Origin of the sequence: Caulobacter sp. 602-1, assembly GCF_003931565.1 — a bacterium.
Classification (GTDB): Bacteria; Pseudomonadota; Alphaproteobacteria; order Caulobacterales; family Caulobacteraceae; genus Caulobacter.
The window spans coordinates 146,913-160,252 of record NZ_RRYI01000007.1; the positions used below are offsets into that span (position 1 = coordinate 146,913).

At 64.9% G+C, this 13,340-nt stretch carries 12 protein-coding genes; 6 read left to right on the forward strand and 6 right to left on the reverse strand.

The window, feature by feature from the left end; translation table 11 throughout:
• Nucleotides 1-43: 43 nt before the first annotated feature.
• Complete coding sequence (locus EIK80_RS19865) at nt 44-958, reverse strand: SDR family oxidoreductase (RefSeq protein WP_125158752.1); 915 nt, start codon at nt 956-958, stop codon at nt 44-46.
• 298 nt (nt 959-1,256) lie between these two features.
• Entirely contained in the window at nt 1,257-2,147 is an 891-nt protein-coding gene (locus EIK80_RS19870) for a LysR family transcriptional regulator (RefSeq protein WP_125158753.1), read from the reverse strand.
• 120 nt (nt 2,148-2,267) lie between these two features.
• Here EIK80_RS19870 and EIK80_RS19875 point away from each other — a divergent pair, with 120 nt between their 5' ends.
• Together EIK80_RS19875 and EIK80_RS19880 are read left to right on the forward strand one after the other, a co-directional pair.
• Nucleotides 2,268-2,729 (forward strand): DoxX family protein, encoded by a 462-nt coding sequence (locus tag EIK80_RS19875; protein WP_199743554.1) that lies wholly within the window; start codon nt 2,268-2,270, stop codon nt 2,727-2,729.
• Nucleotides 2,730-2,795: 66 nt separating this feature from the next.
• The gene (locus tag EIK80_RS19880; RefSeq protein WP_125158754.1) at nt 2,796-3,008 is read left to right on the forward strand and encodes a 4-oxalocrotonate tautomerase family protein; all 213 of its coding nucleotides are present in this window, start codon (nt 2,796-2,798) and stop codon (nt 3,006-3,008) included.
• A 177-nt stretch (nt 3,009-3,185) separates the two neighbouring features.
• Here EIK80_RS19880 and EIK80_RS19885 read toward each other — a convergent pair whose 3' ends face one another.
• Complete coding sequence (locus EIK80_RS19885) at nt 3,186-4,109, reverse strand: AraC family transcriptional regulator (RefSeq protein WP_125158755.1); 924 nt, start codon at nt 4,107-4,109, stop codon at nt 3,186-3,188.
• A 163-nt stretch (nt 4,110-4,272) separates the two neighbouring features.
• Here EIK80_RS19885 and EIK80_RS19890 point away from each other — a divergent pair, with 163 nt between their 5' ends.
• The 3 genes from EIK80_RS19890 to EIK80_RS19900 all read left to right on the forward strand — a co-directional run bounded on the left by EIK80_RS19890 (nt 4,273) and on the right by EIK80_RS19900 (nt 7,548).
• The gene (locus tag EIK80_RS19890) at nt 4,273-5,589 is read left to right on the forward strand and encodes an MFS transporter (RefSeq protein WP_125158756.1); all 1,317 of its coding nucleotides are present in this window, start codon (nt 4,273-4,275) and stop codon (nt 5,587-5,589) included.
• A gap of 107 nt (nt 5,590-5,696) precedes the next feature.
• Nucleotides 5,697-6,548, forward strand: coding sequence for an SDR family oxidoreductase (locus EIK80_RS19895; RefSeq protein WP_125158757.1), 852 nt, complete (start codon nt 5,697-5,699; stop codon nt 6,546-6,548).
• Between the two features lie 208 nt (nt 6,549-6,756).
• Entirely contained in the window at nt 6,757-7,548 is a 792-nt protein-coding gene (locus EIK80_RS19900; protein ID WP_233586890.1) for a MipA/OmpV family protein, read from the forward strand.
• A 190-nt stretch (nt 7,549-7,738) separates the two neighbouring features.
• On the opposite strand, the gene EIK80_RS19905 is transcribed toward EIK80_RS19900, so the two are convergent.
• Nucleotides 7,739-8,539 carry an SDR family oxidoreductase gene (locus EIK80_RS19905; protein ID WP_233586891.1) on the reverse strand — a complete coding sequence of 267 codons (801 nt, stop codon included), beginning with the start codon at nt 8,537-8,539 and terminating at the stop codon, nt 7,739-7,741.
• A 121-nt stretch (nt 8,540-8,660) separates the two neighbouring features.
• On the opposite strand from EIK80_RS19905, the gene EIK80_RS19910 reads away from it, so the two are divergent.
• Complete coding sequence (locus EIK80_RS19910; protein ID WP_233586892.1) at nt 8,661-9,233, forward strand: TetR/AcrR family transcriptional regulator; 573 nt, start codon at nt 8,661-8,663, stop codon at nt 9,231-9,233.
• A gap of 72 nt (nt 9,234-9,305) precedes the next feature.
• Here EIK80_RS19910 and EIK80_RS19915 read toward each other — a convergent pair whose 3' ends face one another.
• Both EIK80_RS19915 and EIK80_RS19920 read right to left on the reverse strand, forming a co-directional pair.
• Nucleotides 9,306-11,075 carry an amidohydrolase gene (locus EIK80_RS19915; protein ID WP_125158759.1) on the reverse strand — a complete coding sequence of 590 codons (1,770 nt, stop codon included), beginning with the start codon at nt 11,073-11,075 and terminating at the stop codon, nt 9,306-9,308.
• A 72-nt stretch (nt 11,076-11,147) separates the two neighbouring features.
• A complete protein-coding gene (locus tag EIK80_RS19920; protein ID WP_233586898.1) occupies nt 11,148-13,277 on the reverse strand; it encodes a TonB-dependent siderophore receptor in 2,130 nt (709 codons plus the stop codon).
• Nucleotides 13,278-13,340 lie beyond the last annotated feature (63 nt).

Below are 13,340 nucleotides of genomic sequence, written 5' to 3' on the forward strand. Positions count from 1 at the left end.
TGGCTCCCGGGCCGAAGCTCAAGAAGCGCTCGCCGCGGGCATCTCACCCGAAGGTCACGTTCGCGAGGCGCAGGGACGTCTCCCAGAGACGGGCGGCGACGGCGGCGTCCAGCGCCTGTTCGGGAGGCTTCTCCTCGGTCGGATAGCCGCGCGTTCCGCTCAGCCGGTCAGGCCCATAATAGGCGCCGTCCCGCGCCGCAGGGTCGGTCGCCGCGTACAATGTGGGCAACGCGCCTTGCCAGGTCGGCTGGAACAGGAAGGGCAGGAAGCGTCGGAATAAGCCGGACGGACTTGATCGGCCCGCGCCATTCAGGATCAGATCGGTTCGTGTGATGCCCGGATGCGCCCCGATGCTCGCGACGCCCCACCCGGCGGCCTTGCTACGTCGGCTGAGCTCCAAGGCGAACAGGATGCACGCCAGCTTCGACTGGCTATAGACCGGCATAGGCTTGTAGGCGCGCTCAGCCTGCAGATCGGCAAAGTCGATCGCGCCACCTCGCGCCGCGATGCTGCCGAGCGTGACGACGCGCGGGCTCTGTCCGCTCTTCAGCAGCGGCAGCAGATGAGCCGTGAGCGCGAAATGGCCAAGATAGTTCGTGCCGAACTGCAACTCGAAGCCGTCGCGGGTTTGTCGACGTTGCGGCGGGGTCATCACCCCGGCATTGTTGATCAGAAGGTCGAGCCGATCCTGCTCGCCCGAGAGCTTTTCGGCGAAGGCGGCGATCGAGGCGAGATCCGCAAGATCCAGTTGCCCAAACCGCACCTTCGCTCCTGGAACGGTCTCCTTGATGCCCGCGACGGCCTCGGCGCCTTTCTGGGCATTGCGCCCGGCGATCACGACGCTGGCGCCGGCGCGGGCCAAGGCCAACGCGTCCTCATAGCCCAGTCCGCCCGTACCTGTGACGACGACCAAGCGGCCCTCTTGCGGCGGGATTTTCTTCGTCGTCCACTTTGTCATGGCAGTCAGGGCCTCCTCGGGGTTGGCTGACGTCGAGCCTGTCGCGGCGCGACGAGCCCGCGTCTCATCTCTTGGCCGAGATGCCTTCGGCGCAGCGGTTTCGCCATGCCGGAACCCTCAAAAAACCTGCCCAATCCTGCACCGAGACAACAAGCTCGGTCGCGGGCACAGCCGCCATGACCGAGCTCCGCGCTTGGAGTTTCTTCTTGAGCGCCTCCAGCACGGGGGCCGGTACGCCGGTGGGCCGGGCCTGTGCGGATCGTCGTCGCTGATGGCGCGAGATCGCCATCCCGCCTGGCTAGGATGTCACGGGAAGGACTTCGCTCAGCCAGTCGATGAAAACCCTGACGCGGGAGGACAAGTGTCGGCTCTGCGGATAGAGCACCGACACCGGCATCGCCGGCGGCGGGAAGCCTTCCAGGACCGGTATCAACTGTCCCGCCGCAATCTGATGCTCAACGCGGTAGCGCGGGACCTGGATCAATCCCAGCCCGGCGACGCCCGCCGCCGTGTAGATCTCCGCGCCGCGGACGACCAGATCGTAGGGCAGCGTCATCTCCCGCACCCTGCCCCCTTCCATGAACTCGAGCGGGTAAGGCTGTCCGGTCGCCGAGGCGGCATAGCCGGCCATCCGGTGGTTCCCAAGATCGTCCGGGGTCATCGGGACGCCATGGCGTTCGAGGTAGGCCGGACTCGCCAGGGTCAGCTGCTCGAAGGTGGTGATGCGGCGGCCGATCAGCGACGAGTCGGTCAACTCACCGGCGCGTACGACGCAGTCGACGCCTTCGGTGATGAGATCGACCATCCGGTCGCCCTCGCTGAGGCTGAGCGAGATCCCGGGATAGCGCGACACGAACTCGGGCAAGGCCGGCAGGATGAAGAACCGCGCGATCGTCCCCTGCATGTCCACCCGCAGAGGTCCCCGGGGTTCGGCATTGCGAAATACACTTTCCACTTCGTCCAGATCGGCCAGGAGCTGAACGCAGCGCTCGTGGTAGAGGGCGCCATCGAGCGTTGGCCTTACCGTCCGGGTGGTCCGTTCGAGCAGCCGGACGCCGAGATCCGCCTCCAGGCGCTGGATGGCATGGGTCGCGCTGGGACGCGGAATCTGCAGATCACGCGCCGCATGAGCAAAACTCCCGCGCTCAACGATCCTGGCGAAAAGCCGCATGACGTCGATGCGATCCATGCCTCAACGCTAAGCCGATTGTTATGCCCTGTAAAACAGTGATGTCGAAATGGGGGATCTAGTGCCGAATTTCGAAACACCTAAACTTCATCCCCGGATCAGCGATCGAAGGAAGCCTGAGTGTCGAACCAACTTCTCATCCCGTCGCTTGCGCCGTTCTACGCGGCCGCCAAGCCGGCGACCTATGCGGTGCTGCGCGCGGCCTTCGGCCTGACGGTCGTCACTCACGGCGTGCCGAAACTGTTCGGCGTCGCGCACGGCTCAATGGCGGACCCGTTAGGCGGCTCGATCAAGCTGATCGCCAACGTCCTCCACCTGCCCTTCGCCCCGCAACTAGCCATGTTCGTCGCGCTGCTCGAGACCTTCGGCGGGCTCGCCGTGGCGATCGGCCTGGCGACCCGGCTCATCGCGCCGATGCTGGGGGTCCAGATGCTCCTCATCAGCATCGCGCTTGGCCCGACCTACCCGTGGATCGACCGTGGCGTCGAGTATCCGCTGATGCTCGGCTTCATCGCCCTGATGATCTCCGTTCACGGCGGCGGTCCCTATTCGATCGACCGTCGCATCGGCCGCGAACTTTGAGGGCAAGGCGGCCGGGAACTCCCTGTTCAATTCAACCGATCAGTCGACCAAACAGGAGCGAACACCATGCCCTTCGTCAATTTCAAGGTGCCCGAAGCCGCGCTCAGCCGCGCGCAGAAGGAAGAGATCGTTCATCGGACCACGGCGATGCTCGTCGAATATTTCTCCGAGGCTGCCCGTGCGCACACCATGGTCCTGATCGAGGAGGTCAAGGATGGCGGCTACGCCCGCGCCGACGAAGTGTTCGTGATTCCGGACGCGTATCGCGCGGGAGGCTGAGCTCCGCAGCGGCGCCACAAACGAAAACGACGATAAACCTGGGCGGGCGACCGCCCGCAATCGCACCGGGAATCGCCCAGGCGTCGCGCAACCGAGCAAGCGATCGGGACCGTGCTCCGCGCGCCGAGGGGCCGCCCGAACCTTATTGTCGGAGCGATCCCCTCGACCTGATAGCGGCTAGGCGGTCTGCAGCCTGCGACCGACATATTCACTGTAGAGGCGCTGCTGGTTCATGACGTCACGCTTCGGAGCGACGCCAAACGTCCGGGAATATTCCCGGCTGAACTGCGACGCGCTTTCGTAGCCGACCTGGTAGGCGGCGTCGGCGACGTTCACATCCTCCATCACCATCAGGCGTCGCGCCTCGAGAAGGCGCAACTGCTTTTGGAACTGCAGCGGCGTCATGGAGGTCATGGCCTTGAAGTGCTGATGGAAGGACGAAAGGCTCATTCGCGCCACTTGCGCCAAGTCCTCGATACGCAGCGTCCGGGCGATGTCCTCATGCATGAGGTGGAGGGCTTTTGCGACCCGGGCGGCGTTGGACTCAGGCTCGGCCAGCTTGCAGAGCTCGCCGCCGTTCGGGCCGGTCAAGAGCCAGTAGCAGATCTCGCGCATGACGGACGGAAAGAGGATCGGGATCGCCTTTGGCGTCTCGCACATCCGTAGCAGACGCAGAACGCACTCGGCCAAGGGCTCATCGACCCGCCGCACGAACAGGCAAGGCCCGGATGTGACGGGGGGCGCCGGCGGGGTATCGAGCTGTTGCAGCACCTCGCGGATCATCGCCACGTCGAGTTCAAGGTTCACACCGATATAGGGCGCGTCGGAACTTGCCTCGATGATGCACCCCGTCGCCGGCAGGGTCATGCCCACCGCCAGACACTCCATCGCCCCGTAACGAAGGGTCTCCTCGCCCAAGGTGATTTCCTTGGCGCCCTGGAGGACGACGCAGAGCGACGGCTTGTAGACCTGCCGCATCCGCATCCGCGCCTTGAACGAGCTGACGATGTTGAAGTTGTCGATGGGCGTAGGGAACACGCCCTGGCCGCCGCCCTGGCCCGCGATATAGACGTTGACCGCCTCAAACAGCGATGACGGCATGCGGACCTCCGGCAGGTTCCGAGGCCAGCGCAACACGCGGCCCTCCGCGACCGCCTTATCGCCCGCTGCAGAATTGGGCAAGTTTTTTGAGGCTTCCGGCATTCTGATCATACGGCGCTCCATCTAGCTTGAAGATGCGAAACAAGCGAGGAGCACGTCGAACATGACAGAACCTGCCGCGCAGTCAATAGAAACGCAAATAAACTTACCAACCGTTTCACAATATCAAAAACAAGAACATGTGCGAGGCGGACGCGTAGTCGCGATTTTCACCACACTTCTTCTTGTCAGCGCCTTTTCTCAGATCGACAGAATACTTCCGTTCATTTTGGCAGAGTCGATCAAATCCGACCTCGGACTGAGCGATACCGAAATGGGCCTGCTGACAGGCCTCGCCTTCGCCCTGTGCTATTCGCTGCTGTCCTTGCCCCTCGCCCGAGCCTCCGATCGAGGATCGCCTCGCTTCGTCCTGGTTTCATGCATACTGCTCTGGAGTGCGATGACGGCGCTCGGCGGCTTGGCGGCCAGCTTTCTTTTGCTGGCGTTCACGCGTTTCGGCGTCGCGTTCGGAGAAGCCGGCGCGGTGCCCGCCGGACATGCGCTGATCGCCCGCAAGATCGGTCCTGAACACCGTGGCCTGGCGATCGGGCTTTTCGCCATGGGCATCCCGCTCGGCACCATGGTCGGCTTCGCCGCCGGCGGGGCGATCGGCGAGACGCTGGGATGGCGCACCGCCCTGGTCGGCGCCGGGGCCATTGGCGGGCTGATCGCCCTGTTGACCTTTCTCGCCGCCGGTCCAACCCCGGCGCTCCAACGTACGGCCGCCAACCGTGAACCTTTCCTTCGGTCCAGCCGGCGCCTGTTGGCGTCCCCGGCGTTCCGCTGGCTGTTTATCGGCGCAATCTTCCTCGGCTTCGCCGCTGCGCCCTTCTATGCCTTTTCCGCGCCGTTCCTCATCCGCACGCACGGTTTCAGCACCAGCCAGGTGGGCCTGGCCTTTGGCCTCCTGCAGGGCCTGATGGGCATTGTCGGCACGCTCTTGGGTGGACGCTGGTTCGACCGCGCGGTCGGTTCGGGGACCGGGAGAGTGCTCGGCCCGCCGGCCGTTCTCTTCCTGATCGCCAGCATGACCACGAGCGGGGCCTTGTTCGCGCCGACCGGGTGGGTGTCGATAGCGCTGATGGTTCCCGGAATGCTGTCTTTCTCGTTCCTGCTGCCATGGGCCTTTGGCGCGGCCCATCTCGTGGCCGGTGAAGGCAGGCAGGCGCAGGCGTCTAGCCTCGTGATGATCGGCTCCGGCCTTCTTGGTCCCGCGCTCGGGCCTGTCATCGTCGGGATGGTCAGCGACGCGGTGACCGCTGCGCAGGGGTCCAATGGCCTCGGCTTTGGGCTGCTGGTCGTCCCGATCGCGAGCGTCCTGACCGGCGTCACCCTGCTGATCGCAAACCGGCGCATCGCCGCTTTGCTGGCGCGAGGGTGACTTTCCCCGCCTCCGATCCGCCCCCAACAGACCCTGGCCTGCCGACCTAGAGGCGCGGCCGCACCCATCGCAAGCAAACCACTCATATCGAGAAAGGAACCATCGCAATGTCCGATGCCGATACCTCACGCCGCACCTTCATGGCCTTCGCGGCCGCCGCTCCCGCGGCGCTCGTCACGGGAGGCGCGGCTTCGGCCCAGACGGCCCCGTTCGGCCCGACCGCTCTTCCCGGCGTCGGCAGGGCGGCTGTCGTCACCGGCTCCTCGCGCGGCATCGGCGCGGCCACCGCCAGGCGCCTGGCGCGCGATGGCTTTGCCGTGACCGTGAACTACCTCACCAACCGCGATCTGGCCGACCGTGTCGTGGCCGACATCAAGGCGGCCGGGGGCCGCGCCATCGTTCGCCAAGCCGATGTCGCCGATCCCGCAGCGGTCAAGGCCCTGTTCGACGCCCATGACCAGGCGTTCGGTGGCGTTGATGTGGTGGTCAACAACGCCGGCATCATGAACGTCGGCCCCTTCGCCCAGATGACGGACGCGGCCTTCGATCGCATGATGGCCACCAATGTCAAAGGCAGCTTCAATGTGCTGCGCGAGGCGGCGCGGCGTACGCGTGACGGCGGCCGGATCATCAGCCTGTCATCGAGCATCATCAAGACGCCGCCCCCGGCGACGGGCGCCTATGCCGCCACCAAAAGCGCCCAGATGCTCTTTTCCAACGTCCTGGCCAAGGAGCTGGCCGGTCGCAACATTTCGGTCAATGCGGTCGCGCCTGGCGCGGTCGACACGCAGCTTCTCCGTCAGCACGGCGAAGCGGCGCTCCGCGGCATTCCCGAACAGACGCCCCTTGGTCGCCTGGGTCTGCCCGAAGACATCGCCGGCGTCATAGCGCTTCTCTGCTCGCGGGACGGCGCCTGGATCGATGCTCAAACCGTGTTCGCCAACGGCGGGTTGGGCTGATCGAGAACCGCCAGCCTGCGGACGGCGCCAGGCGCCAAGCACACCGTTTTGAAATCGGATCAGGGGATCTCCCCTCCCCCTTTCCCCGCCGATTTCAAAGGGAGATCGCCGGCCCCCACCCAGGCGATCTCCCTGGCCACCGAAGGCGCCGGCTTCACGCCGCGCGCCTTTGGTGGCCCCTCCCCATGCCGAAAGGATCGTTATGCTTATGTTTCGCCCGACCATGCTCGCCTGCGCTTTTGCAGCCTTAAGCGCCAGCGTCTCCCAAGCGCAGGAGATCGAAGCCGCCCCGTCCCCGCACGGCGTCGTCGCGATTGGAGCCGGCGTCGCTCCCGAGTTTGACGGCTCAAAGGACGTGCGCGTTCTTCCCGCCATTCTCGCCGACATTCGCTGGCGCGGCGTCAACGTCCAGGTCGGGGGGCAAGGCCTTCGCGCCGACATCGTCTCCAATTCGCGCCTCGCGTTCGGTCCGGTCCTCGGCGTGCGGCTTCCGCGTGACGACGCCGACGGGCGCATCGGTTTGCTACCGGAGATCGACACGGCGATCGAGGCTGGCGCATTCGTCGGATACCGGTTCGGCGGAAACGAAGGAGGACAAGGCGCCTTGGAGACGGAACTTTCCGTCGTCCAGGATGTCTCGGGCGCGCACGATGGTCTGCTCGCGACCGCGCGGGTCAGCTACTTCGCAATCCGCAGCGACACATTTTCGCTGTCGCTGGACGCTCGGACGACCTGGGTGAACCAGGATTATGCGCGCACCTATTTCGGCGTCACCCCCGCCGAGGCCGTCGCCAGCGGGCTGGCGGCCTACCGACCGGGTTCCGGGATCAGGGATGTCGGCATGAGCCTGACGGCGGGATATTGGTTCAGCCCAAGGATCGGCGTCATGGGCGCGGTTGGAGCAAATTACCTCGTCGGCGATTTCGCCGACAGCCCGGTCACTGACGAAGGGCGCCGCTGGCAGCCTATGGGCGCTCTCACGGTCGCCTACCGCTTCTGAGGCCGTCAGTCCGAACCCTCAAGGCCGCCGTGCTGCCATGGCCGGCGCCGAGGGCGTCCTTACGAAATTGTTCCTCCATCGCCTACGCTATGGAGGAACAAGCTCCGCTACAGCGGGCCGGACCAGCTGCGGCGCGCAATCCGCGTGACTGCGGTTCGCCCCGCAACCGGCGGCGCAAGCAGCAATGAACTCAGGCGTTGAAACCGGCGTCCACATTGAGCACCGCGCCCGTAATCAGACTTGCCGCCGGACTGGCAAGGAACGCGACGGCGCTGGCGATTTCACGGGGCTCGCCAAATCGACCCAGCGAGGTCAGGCTCCGCTGATAGTCGGCGTTCTCCCCATGGGCCGGGTTCATGTCCGTGTCGGTCGATCCCGGCTGAACGAGGTTCACGGTGATCCCTTGAGGGCCGAGCTCGCGCGAAAGGCCGCGCGTGAACGACAAAAGCGCCGACTTCGACATGGCGTAGGCCGTTACGCCCGGGAACGGAACACGCTCGGCCAAGGAGGAGCCGATGGAGATGATACGGCCTCCGGATGAGAGGTGCGGTATCGCCGCCTGAGCGAACAGGACCGGCGCGCGAACATTGACGTCGAGCATGGCTTGTAAATCGGCCAGTGACAGCTCCGCCGTCATCCCACCCGTTGCGACGCCCGCGCTGTTGACCAGGATATCGAGCCCTCCAAGGGTGTCGACCGTCTTGGCGACGGCGCGGCGGATGGCTTCCGGGTCGGCGCTGTCGGCCTGGATCGCGAGTCCGCGGCGGCCTTTCTCCTCGATCGACCGGACCACCGTCGCCGCCCGTTCCGCCGAGCTGTGATAGGTGAAGGCCACATCAGCGCCCTTCTCGGCGAGCGCAATCGCGATCGCGGCCCCGATGCCCCGTGAGCCACCGTTGACGAGCGCGCGCTTTCCAAGCAAATCCACGATCTTTTCCTTTATGCAGTGATCGATGCATAAATCGGTAAGTCCGTTGCCGCGCCCGGTCAACCGATTTATACAGTGGTCGATGCACAATGACGCGCCAGCGCCTCCGGCCACTCCGGAGCCGACACCCCCCGCACGCGGTCGGCCGCGGGAATTCGATCGCCAGGAAGCGCTCGCCGCCGCGATGCGCCTGTTCTGGATCAGGGGGTACGAGGCGACCTCGATCGCCGATCTGACGGAAGCGATGGGGATCGGGACAAAGAGCCTCTACGCGGCCTTTGGTTCAAAGGACGCGCTCTACGCCGAAGCGCTCAAATACTATTACACGACCTATGAAGGGCTGGTCTGGACGCGGTTCCGGAAGGCGGCGACCGCGAGAGAGGCGACCCTGGCGTTCCTGCAGGATTCCGCCATAGCCATGACGGGTGGGGACTGCGATCTGCCGCACGGTTGTATGGCGACCCTCGCCACGGTGGGCGGCGAGGGACATGCCGAACTAGCCGAGCTCATGCGAGCCGTCCGCGCGGGAGGTTTTGATATCCTCAAGGCGCGCTTCGACCAGGCAAAGGAAGACGCAGATCTCCCGGCCACGGCCGACACAACCAAGCTGGCGAGATTGGTGCAGACGGTGCAGAGCGGCATGGCGATCCGCGCCCGTGACCGAGCGGACCGCGCCGAACTTGAAGCTGTCGCGGAACTCGCCTTAGCCGGCTGGGACCAAATCACCGCCGCCATCGACGATGGGACCAAAGGCTAGCCCGCGGCGACCCGCCTCTTGAAGACCGTCGCCAGCTCAGCGCCTCCCCGAAGCGTCAGGGCCCGAAGACGGTCATGGCCTTAGCGCCGCCAGCTTTCCAAACACCTCGCGACCCTGGAACAGGGTGACAAGGACCTTGGTCTTGGAGATTTCGGTGGTCGGGATCGCGAAGATGTCGCTGTCGAGCACGATCAGGTCGGCGCTCTTGCCGGCCAGGATCGAACCGGTCTGCTTATCGAGATGATTCACATAGGCGACGTTTAGCGTGTAGGCCTGCACCGCCTGGGCCAGGGTCACGGCTTCATCCGCGAGCAGCGGCTTAGCGTCCTTGTCGCCCGGCGCGATGCGCGTCAGGGCCACTTCGATCCCTTCCAATGGGTTCGCCGACGCCACCGACCAGTCAGCGCCGTAGGCCAGCTTACCGCCTGCTTTCAGGATGCTGTTGGCGGGATAGATGTAGCCGGCGCGCTTGGGGCCGATGCGTTCGATGGTCAGGCGCATATAAGGCTCGTCGCAGGCCCAGAGCGGCTGGAAGATCGCCGTGACCCCGAGTTGGCCAAAGCGGGGTTGATCGACGGGATCCACCACGTTGAGATGGGAGATCATCGGCCGCGTATCGCTCATCCCGTCACGAGCGCGCGCACGCTGGACGGCATCCAGCGCCTCGCGCACGCCCCCATCGCCGATCGCGTGGAAATGGGCCTGCAAGCCCTTTGCGTCGAGCTGGCTCACAGCCTCGGCGAGGGTCTCCAACGGAATCTGCGACGCGCCCTGCTCCGTGGTCCCCTCATAGGGGGCGAGCATGGCGGCGGTCTGTTGGGGGATCACGCCGTCGATGAAGAATTTCACCCCCGTGGCGCGAAGGCCCATATTGCGGGCGCGATCGGTGAGCTTGAGGATATCCGGCAGCTGGTCGAGGCCTCGACCGTTGTTCCATTGAAGGTCGAGCGCGGTGTGGACGGTCAGTTCGCCGCGGTCCTTCACGGCCTTATACGCGTCGAGCACGACGCTGGCGCCGCTTGCGTCCCATTCGACCATGGCGTCATGCCAGGATGTGATGCCCAGGCTGTTGAACAGCTTCACCGTGTAACCGATCGCGGCCTCGCGATCCTTGGCCGTGGGAGGCGGCGTCAGTTTCTCCATCAGCGCCATGGCGGCCTCTTCGAGACCGCCGCCGGGCTCGCCCGTGGCAGGATCTCGATCGATCTTGCCATTGAGCGGATCAGGCGTCTCACGGGTGATGTTCGCCATCTCCAGCGCCTTGGAGTTGACCCACAGGGTGTGGCCGTCCGACTCGAAGATGAGGGGCCGAGCGGTCGTCACGGCGTCGAGGATCTCCTTACGCGGGACGCCATTCGGCGGAAACAGGGCCTGGTTCCATCCGGATCCGAAAACCGTGCCTTGCCCGGGCGACTTGGCGACGCAGTCGGCGATGATCCGCTGATAGTCCTCCAGCGTCTTGCCATCGTGGAGCGAGCATCGCGAATAGCTCAGCCCGCCGAAGACGGGATGGGCGTGGGCGTCGCCGAAGGCGGGCATCAGCAGTCGACCTCCCAGATCGACGACCTTTGTGTTCGGCCTTTTCAGGCGCGCAATCTCGGCGACCGATCCCACCTTGAGGATCTTGCCATCCTTGACCGCTACGGCCTGCGCCCACGGCTTGGCCGTCTCGACCGTATAGACCCGGCCGTTGGTGAGGATCAGGTCGGGGCCCGCCACCGGCGCGGCCTTGGTCTCGCCGCCGAGACTGGCGAGCGCCAGGCTTGCGGCAAAGCCCAGGGCCAGAGACCACCCTTTGCCAAGCCTTGGTGGAACGCGGATGGGAACTTTCTTGTACGACATGAACATTCCTGGACACGACGGAAATGGCCGAAGGGGTGAGCGGCGCTGGCCGCCCGGCCCGGCGATGAGCGGTCAGAAGCGGCGACGAAGCGTGGCCTGGATCGTACGATCCTTGCCAACCACGCAGATGCCGTCCGGCGGCGAGGAACTGGTGCAGCTTGCGTAGTAGCGCGTGTTGAAGATGTTGCTTGCGCTGAGCGACAGGCTCCAGTCCTTGTGTTCAGCCTCGATCAGGGCGTCGACAAGCGTCGCCGATGGGGTGATGAACCGCTGGTAGGAGTCGATCTTGCTGCCAACGTAGCGGACGCCGCCGCCGGCTCGCATGGTCACCTCGTCGGCCACCCGGAACGTCTTGGTCGCCCAGGCCGAGGCCAGATGCTTGGGCACGCCCTCGATCCGCGCGCCCACGCGGGCGGGATCGGTGTCGGCGAGCACCTTGGCCTTGGTGTAGCTATAGGATCCCGTCAGGTCGATATCGCCGGGAACGCGCAGCGTTCCCTCGATCTCGTACCCCTGCGACCCGACCTGGCCGGTCTGGATGAAGTTCTGAATGTTGTTGGGATCCTGCGTCACATAGTTCGACTCCTTGATGTCGAAATACGAGACCGTGACCAGCGCCTGGCTACTCGGCGCCCATTTCACGCCGCCCTCATACTGGCGGCCGGTGCGGGGCTCGAAGGGATTGCCGTAGAAATCACCGCCGGCAACGGGAAGGAAGGATTCCGAATAGCTGACATAGGGCGAGAACCCGTAGCCGACCTCAGCGATGACTCCGGCGCGATAGCTCCAGTTGACGACGGGGTCTTCCTTGACGCCGTTGCGCTTCGAGGTCGCGCGGTCTCGACGCGCGCCCAGCACGATCGAGACACGATCGGCGAAGCGGATCTGGTCCTGCACATAGAGGCCCAACTGGCCGCTCCTGTAGTCCAGGAAGTTGGTGTAGCCCCAGGCGAAGGGAGTCCCGTACTGCGGATCGTAGATGTTCAAAGACGGCGGACTTGGTCCGTTGAAGCAGCCAAACTGTCCCGCGAAACCGTCGCAGGAAAAGCCCTCGTCCTTGTCCTGCTTGAATTTAAAATAGTCCACGCCCGCAAGGACCGTGTGCTGGAACGGCCCCGTATCAAACCGCGCCGCCAGACTGTTGTCGGTGTTGAAGCCCTTGGACTTCTCGCGGTTCACGTAGAACTCGCGCTGCAGCAAGGTCTGGCCGGCATCGTCGAACGGACTGGCGTAGAAGGCTCCAAAGCCGTCGCCGTAGTCGCCGTAGACTTCGCCATAGTCGGTGTTCATGCCGTAGACGCGGCTTCGGCTACTGAACGACAAAACGCTATTGAAGCGATGGTTGACCAACAGGGTTGCCGCCCAAAACTCGGTGTCGGCGCGATTGAAGTCCGGTTCGCCGGCGAAGAAATTGTAAGGCAGTCGCTCAGCGCCGTTCGCGGCGATGCTCTTGGAGATCGGCAGATAGGTCTGCGTGCCCTGATTGTCCTTTTGATAAAGGCCCATCAGGGTGACATCGGTGTGGTCGGTGGGCGACCATTTGACGGACGGGTTGACCAGGATGCGGTCATCCGGCTGCCCCTTCCACTGCAACTCGCCGTCGCGGATCAGACCCACAAACCGGCCCGAGACCGTGTCGCTGAGCGGACCGGTGACGTCGAGCTGCAATTGCTTGCGCTTGTCCGTGCCCAGCTGCGCGCCGATTTCGCCGCCAAATGCGGTCTTGGGCGTCTTGCTGACCGCATTGAGAAGGCCGCCCGCCCCACCCGCGCCATAGAGCACGGCGGAGGGGCCGCGCAGCACCTCGGCGCGCTCCAGGGAGAAGACTTCAAGACGCGCGCCATAGATGAAGTCGGGCATGCGTTTGAGGCCATCGAGATATTGCTCGGTCGGGAAACCTCGCGCCGAAAAGAAGTCGCCCCGCGAATCGGCCCCATTGAGCTCGGTGGCGACGCCGGCGCTGTAGCGGAAGACGTCTTGGAAGTTCACGACCGTGCGGTCGGCGATCTCGGCGCCCGTCACCACGCTGATCGACTGCGGGATTTCGACCAGCTTCGTGTCGGTCTTGGTGCCGGCCACCGCCCGGCTCGCCCGAACAACCACTTCGCTGAGCGGGTCAGTGGCCTCCTGCGCCATGGCGACGCCCGACGCCGCGCCCGCGCAACAGGCCGACAGCAACGCCAGTTTCAGCTTCGGTCGCACCAAACCGCGTCTCCCGATCTGCTCCTTCATAAGTAACCCCCTTGCTAAGATGTCGCCGAGACC

Coding starts and splice junctions, on each gene's coding strand:
- EIK80_RS19865 (WP_125158752.1), bottom strand. CDS start 958: ATGACAAAGTGGACGACGAAGAAAATCCCGCCGCAAGAGGGCCGCTTG.
- EIK80_RS19870 (WP_125158753.1), bottom strand. CDS start 2,147: ATGGATCGCATCGACGTCATGCGGCTTTTCGCCAGGATCGTTGAGCGC.
- EIK80_RS19880 (WP_125158754.1), top strand. CDS start 2,796: ATGCCCTTCGTCAATTTCAAGGTGCCCGAAGCCGCGCTCAGCCGCGCG.
- EIK80_RS19885 (WP_125158755.1), bottom strand. CDS start 4,109: ATGCCGTCATCGCTGTTTGAGGCGGTCAACGTCTATATCGCGGGCCAG.
- EIK80_RS19890 (WP_125158756.1), top strand. CDS start 4,273: ATGACAGAACCTGCCGCGCAGTCAATAGAAACGCAAATAAACTTACCA.
- EIK80_RS19895 (WP_125158757.1), top strand. CDS start 5,697: ATGTCCGATGCCGATACCTCACGCCGCACCTTCATGGCCTTCGCGGCC.
- EIK80_RS19900 (WP_233586890.1), top strand. CDS start 6,757: ATGTTTCGCCCGACCATGCTCGCCTGCGCTTTTGCAGCCTTAAGCGCC.
- EIK80_RS19910 (WP_233586892.1), top strand. CDS start 8,661: ATGCGCCTGTTCTGGATCAGGGGGTACGAGGCGACCTCGATCGCCGAT.
- EIK80_RS19915 (WP_125158759.1), bottom strand. CDS start 11,075: ATGTCGTACAAGAAAGTTCCCATCCGCGTTCCACCAAGGCTTGGCAAA.